The following is a 16299-nucleotide window of genomic DNA, read 5'->3' as shown; positions in this document are numbered from 1 at the left end:
AATTGCCACACGACACCCGGCTCCGCGCCGGCAGAAAACCGCCGGCAGCCAAGCCCCATAAAGGCCGACAAAGCCCCGTGACATTCACGGGGCTTTTTTTGTCCATCGAAAGTTCACCCGCCATCTGCGCGAGACTTGATGCATCGCAAGGTCGTGCCCCAGGCCCGTCGATAGAATCGGCTCGTACGTGGCCATGCTACGTGCGAAGGACGGCCCGGGGGCCGTTCGCCGCGCCGGACCCTTGTCTCGAATCCGCTTCTCATCTGCCACGCTCGTGGCGGCAGATCCGCATCGAACCAGCGTCATCTGCGTGTCATCCGCCCCCGTGCGCTGCGGTTTGACATTTTCAAGCGATAAGGCAAAATGCGCCGAAAGTCGACGCTGTTCCCAACACACGACTTTCGACGCCAGGAGCCGTCACGGATGGACACCCACTCTCCTAGCAGTCCGAAGCCTCTCGCCGCGACCGCCGCCGCTGTCGTGTCGTCAGGCAACGCACCAGGCGGCGCACCGACATCGACGTCAGCCACCGCATCCGCCGCCCCACCGGCATCCGGCGCACTAGCCTGGATAATCCGGCGCTGGCGCACCCGCCCTTCCCGCTTTGCCCTCGAAATCCTGATCGTACTCGCGATCAAGGTAGTACTCCTTTTCATTCTGAAGCACGCGTTCTTCGACGCTCCGATGGCCAAGCACATGCAGTTGCCGCCGGACGTCGTGGCCCGCGCCCTCATCGGGCCGCAGGCCGTCGAAGCGCAGTCCCCCACCAAAAATCAAGGTGTCCGCCATGATCAGTAGCGAAGTCGTCGACCTCTCGCGCTTGCAGTTCGCCATAACGGCGCTGTATCACTTCCTGTTCGTCCCGCTCACACTGGGCCTGTCGTGGCTGCTCGTCATCATGGAGTCGGTCTACGTGATGACCGGCAAGCAGATCTACAAGGACATGACCCAGTTCTGGGGCAAGCTCTTCCTGATCAACTTTGCGATGGGCGTGACCACCGGTCTCACGCTCGAATTCCAGTTCGGGACCAACTGGGCGTACTACTCCCATTACGTTGGCGACATCTTCGGTGTGCCACTCGCCATCGAAGGGTTGATGGCGTTCTTCCTCGAAGCGACGTTCGTCGGCCTGTTCTTCTTCGGATGGAACAAGCTCTCGCGCATCGGCCACCTGGCGACGACGTTCGCGGTGGCCCTCGGCTCGAACCTCTCCGCGCTGTGGATTCTCGTGGCGAACGGCTGGATGAACAATCCGGTCGGCGCGCACTTCAATTACGAGACCATGCGCATGGAGCTCAACAGCATCTGGGAAGTAGTCTTCAACCCGGTGGCGCAGGTGAAGTTCGTGCATACGCTCTCGGCCGGTTACGTGACCGCCGCCATGTTCGTGCTCGGCATCTCCGCGTGGTACCTGCTCAAGCGTCGCGACGTGCCGTTCGCGTTGCGCTCCTTCGCGGTCGCTGCGGGCTTCGGGCTGGCCTCGACCCTCTCCGTCATCGTGCTGGGCGACGAGTCGGGCTACACCACGGGTGAAGTGCAGAAGGTCAAGCTCGCCGCCATCGAGGCGGAATGGGAGACGGCCAAACCGCCCGCATCGTTCACGCTGTTCGGCTTCCCGAATCAGAAGGAAGAGCGCACCGACTACGCGGTGAAGATTCCCTGGGCGATGGGTCTGATCGCCACGCGCTCGGTCGACACACCGGTGATCGGTCTCACGCAATTGCGCGACGAGCACAAGGACAACATTAAGCGCGGCATGCTGGCGTTCGCGGCGCTCGAAAAGCTGCGTAGCGGCGATACGTCGCCCGCGGTGCGTGCCGAGTTCGACAAGTACAAAGACGATCTCGGTTACGGCCTGCTGCTCAAGAAGTACACACCGAACGTCGTCGACGCCACGCCCGAACAGATCCACATGGCGGCCAACGACACGATTCCGCCGGTCGCGCCCGTGTTCTGGTCGTTCCGCATCATGGTCGGCCTCGGCTTCCTGTTCCTGTTCACGTTCCTGTGGGCGTTCTGGCTGTGCGCGCGACGCCGTCTGCTCAAGCCGCGCTCGGCATGGTTCCTGCGCTGGTGCGTGTGGGCGATTCCGCTGCCGTGGCTCGCGGCCGAGTTCGGCTGGATCGTCGCCGAAGTGGGGCGTCAGCCGTGGACCATCGCCGGCATTCTGCCGACGCATCTCTCCACATCGTCGCTCTCGGCTACCGATCTGTACATGAGCCTCGCGGGATTCATCATCTTCTACACCGCGCTGCTCATCATTGAAATGTTCCTGATGGTGAAGTACGTCAAGCTCGGCCCGTCGTCGCTGCACACCGGCCGCTATCACTTCGAGACGCAAGGATCCGGCGGGTCTGCCATCGCAAGCGACCGTCCGGCCACTTCGGTCTGATCGTCAGGGAGAAACCACATCATGATGATCGATTACACCGTACTCAAGCTGATCTGGTGGGTGCTCATCGGCGTGCTGCTGATCGGCTTCGCCTTCTTCGACGGCTTCGACATGGGCACCGGCACGCTGCTGCCCTTCCTCGGCAAGAACGACGCGGAGCGACGCGTCATCATCAACACCGTCGCCCCCACGTGGGAGGGCAATCAGGTCTGGTTCGTGACGGCCGGCGGCGCGATGTTCGCCGCGTGGCCGCTCGTCTACGCGGCGGCGTTCTCCGGCCTGTACTGGGCGCTGCTGCTGGTGCTGTTCGCGCTGTTCCTGCGGCCGGTCGGCTTCGACTATCGCAACAAGCTGCCGAGCGCACGCTGGCGTACGTCATGGGACTGGGCGCTGTTCGTCGGCAGCACGGTGCCGTCGCTGGTGTTCGGTGTGGCCTTCGGCAACCTGCTGCTCGGCCTGCCGTTCTCGTTCGACAACACTCTGCGCTCCACGTACACCGGATCGTTCTGGGCGCTGCTCAACCCGTTCGCGCTGCTGTGCGGGCTGGTGAGCCTGCTGATGCTGCTCACGCACGGCGCGGCACACCTGCGCATGAAGGCCGACCCGATCGTGGCGGCGCGCGCCGGACGCATCATGCGCTTCACCGCGCTCGGCACGCTGCTGCTGTTCCTCGTGGCGGGGGTGCTGGTCGCGACGCACGTCGACGGCTTCGCCATCACGCAGATGGGCCCGACCGATTCGCCGGCCAACCCGCTGCTCAAGCAGGTCACCACGGGGCCGGGGCTGTGGCTCACGAACTATCACACCTATCCGTGGATGATCGCGGCGCCGGTCGTGGCCTGCCTGTGCGCCCTGCTCGCGGCGTTGCTCGCCACGAGCCGCGCCTATGCCTGGACGTTCGTCGTGACCGGGCTGATGATGGCCGGGATCATCCTCACCGCCGGCTTCTCGATGTTCCCGTTCGTCATGCCGTCCGCCACCGCGCCGGGCAGCAGCCTAACGGTCTGGGACGCCACGTCGAGCCAGCTCACGCTGCAAATCATGCTGATCGCCGTGATCGTCTTCCTGCCCATCATCCTGCTCTACACCGGCTGGGTGTATCGCGTGATCCGTGGCCGCGTGACGATCGAGACGGTCAACGACAACCCGCACACGATGTACTGATCAAGGAGTCGCGACATGTGGTACTTCTCTTGGATTCTCGGCCTTGGCCTCGCGCTCGCGTTCGGCATCATCAACGTGATGTGGTTCGAAGCGCACGACGATCTGGAGCGTCGGAGTCAGGAAGGTAGTTGAGACTGACGATACGCGTCGGGCGCTGCGGTGCTCGGGGCGTAGCAAACATGACGCCGGAAATGAAAAATCGCGCCTCAAGGGGCGCGATTTTTTTGGGCCGGTGAGGCTCGCCCCTGTTCGCGCACGGGTCGAAACCTCTCAGTTCAACTCAGCTCAGCAATGTCTTCAGATCCTTCGCCATCGCGTCGACGGGTTCGTCCGGACGCATGAATAGGCGCAGTTGTCCGTTCGGATCAAAGACGTAGATGCCAGCGGTGTGATCGATGGTGTAGTTGTTCGGCGTCGAGCCTTCGACCTTGTTCACGACCACACGGAACGACTTGGTGACTTCCTTGAGCGCCGCATCGTCCGCCGGACGCAATCCGACGAAGGCCGGGTTGAACGCCGGCACGTACTGGCCCATCAACTCCGGCGTGTCACGTTGCGGATCGACCGTCACGAAGAGCACCTGCACGCGCTGTGCGTCGTCGGCGCCGAGCTTCTGCATAACCTGATTGAGTTCGGCCATCGTGGTCGGGCAAACGTCAGGGCAATGCGTGTAACCGAAGAACATCACCACCGCCTTACCCTTGTAGTCGGCCAGCGTGCGCGTCTTGCCCTGCGGGTCCTGCAACGAGAAGTTCTGCGCGAATTCCTTGTTGCCGGTGATATCGAGACTCGTGAACGTCGGGCCGTCCTTGCCGCACGCGGCGAGAAGCACAGTGAGCCCCATGAGCAACATCGCGCGGCGCAACCAGATGACAGCAAGATTCATGAACGAATGACCCCAGAACGTATGGAAAAAACGCCTTCCGAAAAACCAACAGGCGCGCCGGCAGAGAATACCGTAACGCGCCTGTCGTCGTGATGCAGCGTGGGCGGATCGAAAAGCCGGCGCCGCCCGGTTCTTGCTAAAGCCTGATCAGCCGAGCAGATAGATCTGCACGTAGTGATCGACCAGCAGCGCTGCGAACAGCAGCGAGAGATAGACGATCGAGTAGCGGAACATCGAACGCGAGAGCTCGTCGGAATACTTGCGCCACAGCTTGATGGCGTAACCGAGGAAGATGCCCGAGAGCACGACCGCAGACGCGAGATACAGATAACCGCTCATGCGATGCGCAAACGGCAGCAGCGACACGGCGAACAGCACCACGCTGTACAGCAGGATCTGCAGGCGCGTGTACTTCTCGCCATGCGTGATCGGCAGCATCGGCAAACCGGAGTTCACGTAGTCCTGACGGCGATACAGCGCGAGCGCCCAGAAGTGCGGCGGCGTCCAGACGAAGATGATGAGCACCAGAATCCACGCATCGGCCGGCACGGCACCGGTCGCGGCCGCCCAGCCGAGCGCCGGGGGCATTGCACCGGCAGCACCGCCGATCACGATGTTCTGCGGCGTGGAGGGCTTGAGGATGATGGTGTAGATCAGGGCATAACCGACGAACGTGCCCAGTGTGAGCCACATCGTCAGCGCATTGGTGAACGTGTAGAGCACCACCATGCCGGCGGCGCCCAGGATCGTCGAGAAGACGATGATCTGCCACGGGGCGATCTCGCCGCGCGCGGACGGACGCCACGCGGTGCGGCGCATGAGCGCGTCCACACGTTGCTCGATCAGACAGTTCACGGCAAAGGCCGATCCGGCGAGCAGCCAGATACCGATGGTGCCGCCGATCAGCACCTGCCACGGCACCATGCCGCGCGTGGACAGGAACATGCCGATCACGGCACAGAAGACGGCGAGCTGCGTCACGCGGGGCTTGGTCAGCGCCCAGTACTGCGCGATACGGCTAGCCGGCGGATGGGGAAGGGTCGTGCTTTTCATACACTCTGAAGGCAATGCGCTACGCCGGGCCAGACGGCGCAGAAGGAGCGCCGAGCGGTGCGGCGGCCGGTTCCGCGGAGAGAGACTGCTGGCGGGCCGGAAGGTCTGCCTGATTCATCAGGCCGGACGCAACACGCGCCGCTTCGATATGGCGGGCGGCGCGAATGCGGTAGTTTAACATGACGAGCAAAAGCAGCAGGACCGCCGCCCCGCCGTTATGCGCGATGGCGTTGAGCAACGGCCACTGGAAAACGATGTTCGACAGTCCCGTGGCAAATTGCACGAGCACCAGTATCAATACCAGAATTGAGAGCTTTCTGAGCGCGGCATGACGTCGCAGCACGCTCGCCAGCCACGCCAGATACAGCACCACGACGACGGCAAACGTGCGGTGCGCCCAATGAATCGCCACGAGCGCGTCCATCGGAATCACCTCGCCCCCGGCGGTTTTGCCCAGTTCTCGCCATAGCCTGAAGCCGTTATGGAAGTCCATCGACGGTATCCACTGACCCTGACACGTTGGGAAGTCGGTACATGCCAATACAGCGTAGTTGGTACTTACCCATCCGCCAAGGGCAATCTGGAAGACGAGCAGCGCCAGACCGATCAACGCCGCCCAGCGCCAGCGCAACGCCCCGGCATCGGCCGCCACGCTCGCCAGCGGCATCTGTCGCGATGCCAGCCACGCCAGCGACCCCAGCAATGTGAGCGCCAACATCAGGTGAATGGAGACGATCACGGGTTGCAGCTTCATCGTGACGGTCCAGGCACCGAACGCCCCTTGCACACACATGAGCACCAGCAGCCACGTGGCGAGCCACGGCGATTGCTTCAGTTCGCGGCGCTTGACCCACGCCATCACCATCAGCGTGATGATGAGCACGCCGACCGCCATGGCGAAATAGCGATGGATCATCTCGATCCATGCCTTCACGAAGGTCACCGGGCCCGTGGGCAGCAGCATCTGCGCCTCGTGGATGTCGGCGTGTGCGGCGAACGGCGACGAGGTGCCGTAGCACCCCGGCCAGTCGGGACACCCCAGCCCCGAGTCCGTCAGGCGCGTGAAACCGCCGAACATGATCAGGTCGAGCGTGAGAAAGGTCGTCACCCAGGCCAGTTTGCGGTACTTGTTGGCGTCGCGGCGCAGCAGCACCCAGCCCAGCGGCAGCACCGCGATACACAGGCCGATGAAGCCCAGTTCCAGAAGGTAAAGCATCGGTATTACGTCAGTTCCGCATCAATTCTTCGTCGTATCCGGCGCGCCCTCGCGCACGGACTGTCTTGTGAGATGGCAGTGTGTCGTCGCCACGTCGGCGAGCGCTCACCCCGCCCCTCAACCCGTACCCGACCACTTCAGCAGTCGCGACAGATCGCTTTTGATCTTGCCCGGGTCCGCATTCTTGGGAAACGCCATCATCAGGTTGCCCAGCGGGTCGACCAGATAGATGTGATCGCGCAGGCCTGTGCCGTCCTGCGTCGGTAGCCACGAGGCGAGTGCGATCGGATCGGCGCGCAGGCGGCGGGTATCTTCATAGGCGCCGTCGATCTGCTTCGATACCGGCGCGCCGTCCGTCACCAGCCAGAGCGTTTCCACGCGTGTGCGTTCGTTGCCCTGCAACACGCGGATCTGCCGCATATAGAAGAGCTTGCTCACGCAATTCTCGTCACAGGTGGCCGTGTCCGCGCTGATCATCAGCCACTTGCCGCGCAACGACGATAACGGGAGGTCTTCGCCCGTCTCGTCGTCGTGCACCACCAGCGCAGGCAGCGGACGCTGCGGTTCGATCAGCTTGCCGTAGGCAGACGTACCGCCCTGCGGCTTGAAAACGTAATACATCAGATACGCGGCCACTGCCGGCGCCGCGCACACGGCGAACAGCAACACGAGCATGCGACGCGCGCGGCGTCGCTGCACCGGGTCGATGGCGGGGGTGCCGGTGCGTCCGGCGCTTGCATCGGCACTCATGTCGGTCCTCACGTCTGCACTCATCTTTGCCCTGTATCCCTATGCCGTCATGCCCGCTTGAAATCGTCGGTGGCCGTAGCCATCCGGCGTCCACGCCGATACGCCAGACGCAGTCCCAGCAGCGCCAGAATCAGCGACATGCCGAACCACTGCGCCATATAACCATAGTTGCGATCCGCGCCGGTCGCCGGCGCCGGCCAGTCGCGCAGCAAATGGTCGCCCGTGTCGTTCGTCTGCATGATGACGAACGGTTGCAGCGGCAGCGAGGTCTCGCGCGCGTAATCCGCCACATCGAGATTCTGACGAATCGACATTCCCGCCGCCGAGCCGCCATGTCCCAGTTCGAAGGCGCGCGACGGATCGGGCGCAGCAATGCCTTCGATGGTGACGTCTCCGGCCGGCGTGGCGTACGGCATGATCGACGTGCGATCACGCAAGTCGCGCGGCAACCACCCGCGATTGACGAGCACCACGTGATCCGGCGACACCTGCAACGCCATCACCACGTAGAAACCGGGCAGCTCGTTGCGCGGGCGGTTATCCAGATACACCACGCGGTTGCGCAGAAAGCGCCCCGTCACACGAACGCGACGATGCGTGACGTCGTCTATCGCATACGTCTGCGCGCCGAGCGCCACCACCGGCGCGTGTTCGGCCTGCTCGATCTGCGCCTGACGCGCCAGACGCATCTGCGCGCGCTGGTATTGCCACACGCCGAGCGCTGCGGTGAGGATCACGCCCAGCAGAATCAGCACCGCCGGCACCGGTCGCATACCGCGCAAAAGGGTTTTCAACACGTACGTTCCTTGTCCGGCTGTCGTTCGATGAAGTGCAACGCCGGGGCGCCACACTGCATTGCAGCGTGCCAGCGCGGATGCGTTGCCCGATAATGACGAATTCCCGTCATCGGACAGATCATGCGCATCATCGTTGCCATCGCCTTCGTCCTGATTCTCGGCAGTCTGGCGTCCGCATTGTTTTTCATGATGCGGGACAAGGGCCGATCGAATCGCACCGTGCAATCGCTTGCGGTGCGTGTCGGCCTGTCGGTGACGCTGTTCCTGCTCATCCTGTTTGCCAACTGGATGGGCTGGATTCACAGCACGGGCATACGATACTGAGTCCCGCGCCACACTCCTGCGGCAAATCGCCGCACCCAACCCCACCTTCGTCCTTTCTCGCGCTGGCGTCCCGCGTTCTCCCTGCTTTCTGCCGGATTCTGCCGCTCGACGCTCGCAAGGCATCGCACAACAGGGCACAACGTCGCCACGTTCGGGGCATCCAGCCTCGTGCGACATAAGGCCGCATTGCGCCTACTTTGCGCCGATATCGCCCTGAAAGCCCCTACTGGCCTATCCGGCAATGTCTCCCGTTTCAGCACATCAACCGGCCGCCCGGCAATCCGTCGGACAACCGTCGCGGAAATACAAACGCCGCCGGAAACCGGCGGCGTCCCAGAGCGAGATCGGTATCGACGTCAGAGCCAGTAGACCACGACGTACAACCCGAGCCACACCACGTCCACGAAGTGCCAGTACCATGCGGCGCCTTCGAAGCCGAAGTGATGATCCGGCGTGAAGTGCCCCTTCATCAGACGGATCAGCATCACGGAGAGCATGATCGCGCCCAACATCACGTGGAACCCGTGGAAACCCGTGAGCAGGAAGAACGTCGAGCCATACACGCCCGAGGTCAGCTTCAGGTTCAGTTCGGTGTAGGCGTGGTGATATTCGTACGCCTGGAAGCCGAGGAAGACGAAGCCGAGCACGACGGTGGCGAACAGCCAGAAGATCGCGCTGCCACGATGGTTCGCACGCAGCGCGTGGTGCGAGATCGTGAGCGTGACGCCCGAGGTCAGCAGCAGTGCCGTGTTGAGCGTCGGGATCGGCCACGGGCCCATCGTCTCGAACGCATCGACCACGCCTGCCGGACCGGCATTCGGCCACACGGCGGTGAAGTCGGGCCACAGCAGCTTGTTATCGAGGTCGCCGAGCCACGGCATTGCCAGCGTGCGTGCGTAGAACAGCGCACCGAAGAACGCCGCGAAGAACATCACCTCGGAGAAGATGAACCAGCTCATGCCCCAGCGGTAGGACACGTCGATGCGTCGCCCGTACAGACCGCCCTCCGACTCCGCGATGGAGTCGCCGAACCAGGCACGCAGTACCCACAGCACCCACAGCAGGCCGAGCAACGCTGTCCACGGCGCCCACGATTGGCCGTTGACCCACGCGGCGGCCGAACCGAGCACCACCAGCAGGCCGACGCTGCAACTCACCGGATGGCGCGAGGGCGCCGGTACGAAGTAGTAAGGCGCCGTTTGGTGTTGACCACTCATTCTTATCTCTCCAGGCTTGGTTCTCTTTGTCTATGCCATTCACGTCGCGAGCCGAATGGCGAGCTTCGCCAACAGCACCAGCGCCACGACAAACAGGATGCCCCCGATCAACCCCGCCACAATCAGATGCACAGGGTTGAGCTGTGCCATGTCGCGATCGTGATCGCGCCCCTTGCGCACGCCGAAAAACGACCAGAACACCGCACCGATGGTCTGGACGAACGACAGCTTGCGCTGGGTCGCCTCCTTCAGGTCATCCATTGCCGCCCTTGCCTCCTCCTGTCGCTCCTGCGTTCACCTCGCCAACCTGCGAACCCGTCGGGGCGTCCGCGCGCTGATCGCGCTGATTGGCATCGTTCTTGCCGAGATCAAAAAAAGTATAGGACAGCGTGATCGTATTCACATCCTTGGGCAGCTTCGTGTCCACCACGAACACCACCGGAAACTCCTTGGCCTCGCCGGCCCTGAGCGTCTGCTGCGTGAAGCAGAAACACTCGATCTTCTTGAAGTAGCTCGCCGCCTGTGCCGGGGCGTAACTCGGAATCGCCTGCGCGCGAACTTCGTGCGGCTGCTGATTCGCCACTTCGTACTCGATGGTCGCGATCTGCCCCGGGTGCACCGTCAGACTGCTCTTCGCCGGCTTGAAGCGCAGCGGTCCCTGCGCGTTGGCGTCGAACTCGACGGTAATCGTGCGGCTCTCGTCGACCTGCGAATTGCGCGCGCTGATTTCGGTCGTGCGATCGCCCAGCTGGTTGATGCCCACGAGATCGCAGAACGCGCGGTAGAACGGCACCATCGCGTATCCGAAGCCGAACATCACCGCGACCAGCAGCAACAACTTGCTGAAGGTGCGCACGTTGATGCGTCGCAGGCCGCCCATTCAGATACCGCCCAGAAGTTTGGTCTTGATCATCACACCGACGAAGAACACCAGCACCACCGAGCCGAGAATCAGCCCGGTGCGCAGGTTCCTCGCGCGCTGTTCAGGACTGAGCGCCATGATCAATGCACCTTCGGCGGCGTCTCGAACGTATGGAACGGCGCCGGACTCGGCACGGTCCACTCCAGCCCTTCCGCACCGTCCCACGGCTTGGCTTCCGCCGCCTTGCCGCCGCGCCACGTCGGCAGCGCCACCCAGAACAGGAAGTACACCTGCATCAGACCGAAGCCGAAGGCGCCGATGGTCGCCAACTGGTTGAAGTCCGTGAACTGCGCCGGATAGTCGGCGTAGCGACGCGGCATGCCGGCCAGCCCCAGGAAGTGCATCGGGAAGAACGTCACGTTGAACGTGATGAGCGAGCCCCAGAAGTGGAATTTGCCACGCCACTCGTTGTACATGTGGCCGGTCCACTTCGGTACCCAGTAATAGAACCCTGAGAACAACGCGAAGAGTGACCCGGCCACTAGCACGTAGTGGAAGTGCGCCACCACGTAGTAAGTGCCGTGCATCTGAATGTCGAGCGGGGCGAGCGAGAGGATCAGCCCCGTGAAGCCGCCCATCGTGAACACGAAGAGGAAGCCGACGGAGAAGAGCATCGGCGTCTCGAACGTGAGCGCGCCCTTCCACATCGTGGCGACCCAGTTGAAGACCTTCACGCCCGTGGGCACCGAGATCAGCATCGTCGCGTACATGAAGAACAACTGGCCCGTGACCGGCATACCCGTCACGAACATGTGGTGCGCCCACACCATGAACGACAGAATCGCGATCGATGCCGTGGCGTACACCATCGAGCTATAGCCGAACAGCGGCTTGCGCGAGAACGCCGGAATCACCTGCGACACGATCCCGAACGCCGGCAGAATCATGATGTACACCTCCGGGTGTCCGAAGAACCAGAAGATGTGCTGGTACATGACCGGGTCGCCGCCGCCCGCTGCGTTGAAGAACGACGTGCCGAAGTGGCGGTCGGTCAGCAGCATGGTGATCGCACCGGCGAGCACCGGCATCACGGCGATGAGCAGATAGGCGGTGATCAGCCACGTCCACACGAACATCGGCATCTTCATGAGCGTCATGCCCGGTGCGCGCATGTTCAGGATCGTGACGATGATGTTGATCGCGCCCATGATCGACGACGCGCCGAGAATGTGCGCACCGAAGATCGCCAGATCCTGGCCCGGTCCCATCTGCACCGACAGCGGTGCGTACATCGTCCAGCCGGCAGCCGTGGCGCCGCCCGGCACGAGGAACGACGAGATGAGCAGCAGACCGCCGACCGGCAGCAACCAGAAGCTGAAGTTGTTCATGCGCGCAAACGCCATGTCCGACGCGCCGATCTGCAACGGGATCATCCAGTTCGCGAAGCCCACGAACGCCGGCATGATCGCGCCGAAAATCATCACCAGCCCGTGCATCGTGGTGAGCTGATTGAAGAACTCCGGACGAATGAACTGCAGGCCCGGTTCGAACAATTCCGCACGGATCATCAGCGCCATCACGCCGCCCGAGAGCAGCATGACGAACGAGAAGATCATGTACATCGTGCCGATGTCCTTGTGATTCGTCGCGAACAGCCAGCGACGCCATCCGTGCGGATGGTCGTGCGCGTGATCGTCGTGACCCGCCACGTGATCGTGAGCGATGGAACTCATACCCAATCTCCTTGCTTCGAACTGGTCGAACGACTTAGCTGTTCTTCGCTGCACTGACGGCAGCATCGGCGGCACCGGCCGCATTGGCCGACTTGTTGCCGCGCGCTTCGCGCACCTGCGCCGGCTGAATGACGTCGCCGGTCTTGTTGCTCCACGAATTGCGCTCGTACGTGATGACGGCCGCAAGCTCCACGTCATTCAGATGCGACCAGTTCGGCATCGCATTCTTGCCATGCAGCACGATGCTGATGTGGTCAGCCACCGGACCCGTCACGATCTTGCCGCCATCGAGCGCCGGGAACGCACCGCCGCCCTTGCCGTTCGGCTGGTGGCACACCGCGCAATTCGACGCGTAGACTTTCTGGCCGCGCTCCATCAATTCCTGCACGGTGTAGGTCTTGTTCGGATCGTCGGCCGACGCCGCCATCGCCTTCTTCTGCGTGTCGACCCACTTGTTGTAGTCGTCTTCCGAAACCACCTTCACGACGACCGGCATGAACGCGTGTTCCTTGCCGCACAGCTCCGTACAGAAGCCGCGATACTCGCCGACCTTTTCCGCCTTGAACCAGGTATCGCGCACGAAGCCCGGAATAGCATCCTGCTTGATACCGAACGCCGGCACGTAGAACGAGTGAATGACGTCGTTGGCCGTGGTGATCAGACGCACCTTCTTGTTGACCGGCACGACCATCGGGTTGTCGACTTCCTGGAGATACGTGTTGCTCTTGGGCTCCGTGCCGTCGATCTGATTGCGCGGCGTGGAAAGCGTGGAGAGGAACTTGATGCCCTCGCCGTCGCCCTTCAGGTAGTCGTAGCCCCATTTCCACTGGTAGCCGGTCACCTTGATCGTGATGTCGGCGTTGGTGGTGTCTTTCATGGCGACAACGGTCTTCGTGGCGGGCAGCGCCATGAGAATCACGATGATGAACGGTACGACCGTCCAGATCACCTCGACCGTGGTGCTTTCATGGAAATTCGCGGGCTGATGGCCTTTGGATTTGCGGTGCTTGATGATCGAGTAGAACATCACGCCGAACACCGCGAGGAAGATCACCAGACAGATGATCAACATCATGGTGTGAAGGCTGTGAAGCTCTTCCGCGAGTTTCGTGACCGGCGGCTGGAAGTTGAGTTCGTTGACGGCCGGCCCCCCCGGCATATCCGTGACCGCCGCCAGTGCCGGAGCGCCGGCGAGCAGTGAGGCGCCCGCAAGGAAAGCCGCCAAGGCGTGTTTCGTTTTTTTCATAGCTTCCTTACCCAAAATTACCATCCAAATCCTCCCTGGCGGTCGCCCGAGATCGTCTCCATCTCTCTCAGGCCTGTTGGGCAAGACAACGGCGCAGCTCGCGCGCAAACGTTTCGCGGCGATGCGGCGCAAGATAGGCACCGACGGTGACCGAGCGGCTGCCCGAGCGCAAGACAATGCGCGTACGCGGCGGCTTCTCGATGTCGATGCGCACCCAGCGGGGATTGAACTCGAATTGCGTCAACCTCTGTGCTGAACGTTGCTCGACCACTAGGCTCACGGGCGACAACCGAATGACCTCGTAATCTGTGGCATGCCGGGCATGAATGACGAACGCAACGCCCACCACGAGCAAGTCCAGGCCTGTGAACGGCAAGACCAACCACCCACCGCGCCACGCCGCAATCAAGGCAACACCCAATGAAACGGCGGCCAACGACAGGTAGAACAGGACAAACTGGCGCGGCGATATCGCGCAGTTACGCTTGTGCGTCCATTCCTTCGTCACCGATCCGGCATCGGAAGAAGAGGCTGCGAGCATCGCCGTCACCCGTGGGGCATTTTGGGTCTTTCATGTCCGACGGCCGGGAACTTGATGCGTCCGGGCCGCGACAAACTGCCGCATTATAGAACGCGCATTCTCCAAGCGACAACATTGATACCGAGTATTTGGCGCGCCATAGCATCCTCCTGAACCCATTGATGCAAAAGGGAAATCCGGTAATTCCCCTAGCGAAAAATCCCAGCGGCCGGGCAACTACGGGATACTCCCTATGCGTCGCCGGTTTGACACATTGCAACACGACGGCACTCGTTGCGGTGTCCTGAATACCCTGATCGACAACTTCGGAAATCGATGCTCCGCACTCGCTCCCGACGTCTGCCCTCGCATCGCCCTACCCATCCATCGCACGATGCACTTCGCTGCGATGCGGGATTCGTCCGATATCCATCAACAGTAGACGGTGCAGCAGAATTCGCATGCGACGTTATGTCGCGCCCTGCGTTATCGGCGAGTTCGCGGCGTTGCCGTTGTGCACACGTGATGCCAGGGCATGCGATGACGTGCGATAGCGACAGCACGGCGACGCCTCGCACACCGACTCAGCAACCGACGATGCGCGCGCTCATGAGACGCATGCTACAAGCGAAACATGTTCCCTACATCGTCATGCCATGCAAGCCACGCGCCGTCTCCCTCATCGCTCGTTTGCCGATGGCCTGAACGCGTTATCGGCAGCCACCGATTTCGACACGCTGTGCACGTTGTTGTCGTCGCTGTGCGGCGCGTTGCGGCAGCGCTACTTCTGCTATCTCGGTCAATTTCCGTTGCCGGATGGCACCACGTCGACGCCACGTCTCGCGAATCTGCCGCCGGCCTGGCAAACGCACTACGACACGCAACACTTCGCTGCCATCGATCCGGCACTTGCCCTGGCCGCACGTCAACTGACGCCAGTGGAGTGGAAGCCGTCGCTGTATGCGTCCCCCGAAACCCGGCGACTGCTCGATGAACAACGCAAGGCGGGATTGCGCTTCGGCGTGACGTATCCGGTCTACACGCCATCCGGCGCCTTGGGAACGTTGAGCCTGTCTTCGCCCTGGCGCACACCGTCGCTGCCGCCTGCCACGCCCACGCCGCTTTCGCGTCTGCGTCAGCCTCACGCGCATGCAACGACGCACGACTGCATGCAGACGTGGATGCAGCACGCCGGCGTCGCGCTGGCCACGCACGTCCACGAAGCGGTGTGGCGCCTCGTGCAACGCGAGGCCGCACGTCGCAGTGCGCCCGTCCTCACGCCGCGCGAGCGCGAGTGCCTGAGATGGGTGGCGCGAGGCAAGACGTCATGGGAGATCGGACGCATTCTCACCCTCTCCGAGCACGGCGTCGTCTTCCATCTGCGCAGCGTCATGCGCAAGTTCGACGTATCGAGCCGGCACCATGCCGCAAAGCTGGCAAGCGATTACGGGCTGCTCGACGACGACGTCGCCCCCGCATCCCGGCCCATCACTTGCGAGCCGCCAGATCGGCCAGCGTCTTGTAGCGTGTCAACGTGAATGTGTCGCTGGCCGCGTTCACAAAGGCCCCGCCGCCGAGACGTCCCACGGGACGCAGCGCATGCAGATCCACATGGCAGGTGACGGGATCGAGCAGCGCATCGTCGACATGTGCCGCGACGACCGTACCGAGCACCACCCATCCCCCACCCGGCGCAGCACTGATCTCGATGATGTCGCGCACGCGGCATTCATATGCGACGGCGGCCTCCTTCACGCGCGGCGGACGCACACGCGAGGACGGCACCGGCGTCACCCCCGTCAGGTCGAACTCCGACTCCCCCGCAGGCAAGGGCGCCGCCGACAGATTGACCGCGTCGATACATGAAGCGCTGGCCACGTTCACGACGAACTCCGGCACCGCTTCGATGTTGCGCAACGTGTCCTTTTTACGCTTCGGCGGCGGCGGCACGACTGGACAGAACAGCACGGTCATCGGCACACAGCACACGCCCATGAAGTAGGCATATGGGGCGAGATTCGATTGCCCCTGAGCATCGACGGTACTCACCCACGCAATCGGGCGCGGCAGGATCGTGCTCATCATGAAGTTGTAGATGCTCGCTTCGTCGAGTGTCGACGGGTCCAGTTCCATCGGTTC

At 62.6% G+C, this 16299-nt stretch carries 18 protein-coding genes and 1 pseudogene; 6 read left to right on the top strand and 13 right to left on the bottom strand.

Annotation, left to right across the window (positions count from 1 at the left end; genetic code table 11):
• Positions 1 to 363 precede the first annotated feature (363 nt).
• The 4 genes from cydP to cydX are packed head-to-tail and all read left to right on the top strand — an operon-like array spanning position 364 to position 3688.
• Positions 364 to 798 carry a cytochrome oxidase putative small subunit CydP gene (gene cydP, locus C5N93_RS28490; protein ID WP_347403320.1) on the top strand — a complete coding sequence of 145 codons (435 nt, stop codon included), beginning with the start codon at positions 364 to 366 and terminating at the stop codon, positions 796 to 798.
• Complete coding sequence (locus tag C5N93_RS22085; protein WP_242560897.1) at positions 788 to 2392, top strand: cytochrome ubiquinol oxidase subunit I; 1605 nt, start codon at positions 788 to 790, stop codon at positions 2390 to 2392. The genes cydP and C5N93_RS22085 overlap by 11 nt, the downstream gene beginning before the upstream one ends.
• Before the next feature lie 27 nt (positions 2393 to 2419).
• Entirely contained in the window at positions 2420 to 3556 is a 1137-nt protein-coding gene (gene cydB, locus C5N93_RS22080) for a cytochrome d ubiquinol oxidase subunit II (RefSeq protein WP_242560944.1), read from the top strand.
• A gap of 15 nt (positions 3557 to 3571) precedes the next feature.
• Positions 3572 to 3688, top strand: coding sequence for a cytochrome bd-I oxidase subunit CydX (cydX, locus tag C5N93_RS22075; protein WP_042114280.1), 117 nt, complete (start codon positions 3572 to 3574; stop codon positions 3686 to 3688).
• 148 nt (positions 3689 to 3836) lie between these two features.
• On the opposite strand, the gene C5N93_RS22070 is transcribed toward cydX, so the two are convergent.
• From C5N93_RS22070 to C5N93_RS22050, 5 genes are all read right to left on the bottom strand, one after another.
• Positions 3837 to 4442, bottom strand: a complete 606-nt coding sequence (locus C5N93_RS22070) for an SCO family protein (protein ID WP_069340352.1) — start codon at positions 4440 to 4442, stop codon at positions 3837 to 3839.
• 147 nt (positions 4443 to 4589) lie between these two features.
• Positions 4590 to 5495 carry a heme o synthase gene (gene cyoE, locus C5N93_RS22065; RefSeq protein ID WP_069340353.1) on the bottom strand — a complete coding sequence of 302 codons (906 nt, stop codon included), beginning with the start codon at positions 5493 to 5495 and terminating at the stop codon, positions 4590 to 4592.
• Between the two features lie 19 nt (positions 5496 to 5514).
• Positions 5515 to 6711, bottom strand: a complete 1197-nt coding sequence (locus C5N93_RS22060) for a COX15/CtaA family protein (RefSeq protein ID WP_242560896.1) — start codon at positions 6709 to 6711, stop codon at positions 5515 to 5517.
• 117 nt (positions 6712 to 6828) lie between these two features.
• Entirely contained in the window at positions 6829 to 7461 is a 633-nt protein-coding gene (locus tag C5N93_RS22055) for a cytochrome C oxidase subunit I (RefSeq protein WP_150721018.1), read from the bottom strand.
• A 47-nt stretch (positions 7462 to 7508) separates the two neighbouring features.
• Entirely contained in the window at positions 7509 to 8258 is a 750-nt protein-coding gene (locus C5N93_RS22050) for an SURF1 family protein (RefSeq protein WP_242560895.1), read from the bottom strand.
• 120 nt (positions 8259 to 8378) lie between these two features.
• Here C5N93_RS22050 and C5N93_RS22045 point away from each other — a divergent pair, with 120 nt between their 5' ends.
• Positions 8379 to 8582, top strand: coding sequence for a twin transmembrane helix small protein (locus tag C5N93_RS22045; protein WP_044453748.1), 204 nt, complete (start codon positions 8379 to 8381; stop codon positions 8580 to 8582).
• 356 nt (positions 8583 to 8938) lie between these two features.
• Here the strand turns inward: C5N93_RS22045 and C5N93_RS22040 are convergent, their stop codons facing one another.
• The 7 genes and pseudogenes from C5N93_RS22040 to C5N93_RS22010 all read right to left on the bottom strand — a co-directional run bounded on the left by C5N93_RS22040 (position 8939) and on the right by C5N93_RS22010 (position 14181).
• Complete coding sequence (locus C5N93_RS22040) at positions 8939 to 9799, bottom strand: cytochrome c oxidase subunit 3 (protein WP_069340357.1); 861 nt, start codon at positions 9797 to 9799, stop codon at positions 8939 to 8941.
• 39 nt (positions 9800 to 9838) lie between these two features.
• A complete protein-coding gene (locus C5N93_RS22035) occupies positions 9839 to 10060 on the bottom strand; it encodes a DUF2970 domain-containing protein (protein WP_069340358.1) in 222 nt (73 codons plus the stop codon).
• Positions 10053 to 10679: a cytochrome c oxidase assembly protein gene (locus C5N93_RS22030; RefSeq protein ID WP_069340359.1), complete on the bottom strand. Its 627-nt coding sequence runs from the start codon at positions 10677 to 10679 to the stop codon at positions 10053 to 10055. The genes C5N93_RS22035 and C5N93_RS22030 overlap by 8 nt, the downstream gene beginning before the upstream one ends.
• Positions 10680 to 10799: a cytochrome oxidase small assembly protein gene (locus tag C5N93_RS22025; RefSeq protein WP_217426338.1), complete on the bottom strand. Its 120-nt coding sequence runs from the start codon at positions 10797 to 10799 to the stop codon at positions 10680 to 10682.
• A 2-nt stretch (positions 10800 to 10801) separates the two neighbouring features.
• Positions 10802 to 12394 (bottom strand): cytochrome c oxidase subunit I, encoded by a 1593-nt coding sequence (gene ctaD, locus C5N93_RS22020; protein WP_069340360.1) that lies wholly within the window; start codon positions 12392 to 12394, stop codon positions 10802 to 10804.
• Between the two features lie 100 nt (positions 12395 to 12494).
• Positions 12495 to 13664, bottom strand: a pseudogene (coxB, locus tag C5N93_RS22015) (cytochrome c oxidase subunit II); the annotation flags it as partial.
• A 43-nt stretch (positions 13665 to 13707) separates the two neighbouring features.
• Complete coding sequence (locus C5N93_RS22010) at positions 13708 to 14181, bottom strand: DUF2244 domain-containing protein (protein WP_069340362.1); 474 nt, start codon at positions 14179 to 14181, stop codon at positions 13708 to 13710.
• A gap of 635 nt (positions 14182 to 14816) precedes the next feature.
• On the opposite strand from C5N93_RS22010, the gene C5N93_RS22005 reads away from it, so the two are divergent.
• Positions 14817 to 15698 (top strand): autoinducer binding domain-containing protein, encoded by an 882-nt coding sequence (locus C5N93_RS22005; RefSeq protein ID WP_242560894.1) that lies wholly within the window; start codon positions 14817 to 14819, stop codon positions 15696 to 15698.
• On the opposite strand, the gene C5N93_RS22000 is transcribed toward C5N93_RS22005, so the two are convergent.
• A complete protein-coding gene (locus tag C5N93_RS22000) occupies positions 15649 to 16293 on the bottom strand; it encodes a flavin reductase family protein (RefSeq protein ID WP_242560893.1) in 645 nt (214 codons plus the stop codon). The genes C5N93_RS22005 and C5N93_RS22000 overlap by 50 nt on opposite strands.
• Between the last annotated feature and the right edge of the window lie 6 nt (positions 16294 to 16299).

Origin of the sequence: Pandoraea sp. LA3 (genome assembly GCF_022696215.1) — a bacterium.
GTDB classification, from domain to species: domain Bacteria; phylum Pseudomonadota; class Gammaproteobacteria; order Burkholderiales; family Burkholderiaceae; genus Pandoraea; species Pandoraea capi.
Note: the sequence above shows the minus strand (reverse complement) of the source record. Positions and strands in the feature narration are given on the sequence as shown.

Excerpts from the sequence above, each read along its gene's own strand:
- C5N93_RS22070 (WP_069340352.1), bottom strand. The coding sequence starts at position 4,442 with ATGAATCTTGCTGTCATCTGGTTGCGCCGCGCGATGTTGCTCATGGGG.
- ctaD (WP_069340360.1), bottom strand. The coding sequence starts at position 12,394 with ATGAGTTCCATCGCTCACGATCACGTGGCGGGTCACGACGATCACGCG.
- C5N93_RS22010 (WP_069340362.1), bottom strand. The coding sequence starts at position 14,181 with ATGCTCGCAGCCTCTTCTTCCGATGCCGGATCGGTGACGAAGGAATGG.
- C5N93_RS22060 (WP_242560896.1), bottom strand. The coding sequence starts at position 6,711 with ATGCTTTACCTTCTGGAACTGGGCTTCATCGGCCTGTGTATCGCGGTG.
- C5N93_RS22030 (WP_069340359.1), bottom strand. The coding sequence starts at position 10,679 with ATGGGCGGCCTGCGACGCATCAACGTGCGCACCTTCAGCAAGTTGTTG.
- C5N93_RS22085 (WP_242560897.1), top strand. The coding sequence starts at position 788 with ATGATCAGTAGCGAAGTCGTCGACCTCTCGCGCTTGCAGTTCGCCATA.
- cyoE (WP_069340353.1), bottom strand. The coding sequence starts at position 5,495 with ATGAAAAGCACGACCCTTCCCCATCCGCCGGCTAGCCGTATCGCGCAG.
- C5N93_RS22035 (WP_069340358.1), bottom strand. The coding sequence starts at position 10,060 with ATGGATGACCTGAAGGAGGCGACCCAGCGCAAGCTGTCGTTCGTCCAG.
- C5N93_RS22005 (WP_242560894.1), top strand. The coding sequence starts at position 14,817 with ATGCAAGCCACGCGCCGTCTCCCTCATCGCTCGTTTGCCGATGGCCTG.
- C5N93_RS22025 (WP_217426338.1), bottom strand. The coding sequence starts at position 10,799 with ATGGCGCTCAGTCCTGAACAGCGCGCGAGGAACCTGCGCACCGGGCTG.
- C5N93_RS22045 (WP_044453748.1), top strand. The coding sequence starts at position 8,379 with ATGCGCATCATCGTTGCCATCGCCTTCGTCCTGATTCTCGGCAGTCTG.
- C5N93_RS22055 (WP_150721018.1), bottom strand. The coding sequence starts at position 7,461 with ATGAGTGCCGATGCAAGCGCCGGACGCACCGGCACCCCCGCCATCGAC.
- C5N93_RS22000 (WP_242560893.1), bottom strand. The coding sequence starts at position 16,293 with ATGGAACTGGACCCGTCGACACTCGACGAAGCGAGCATCTACAACTTC.
- C5N93_RS22040 (WP_069340357.1), bottom strand. The coding sequence starts at position 9,799 with ATGAGTGGTCAACACCAAACGGCGCCTTACTACTTCGTACCGGCGCCC.
- cydP (WP_347403320.1), top strand. The coding sequence starts at position 364 with ATGCGCCGAAAGTCGACGCTGTTCCCAACACACGACTTTCGACGCCAG.
- cydX (WP_042114280.1), top strand. The coding sequence starts at position 3,572 with ATGTGGTACTTCTCTTGGATTCTCGGCCTTGGCCTCGCGCTCGCGTTC.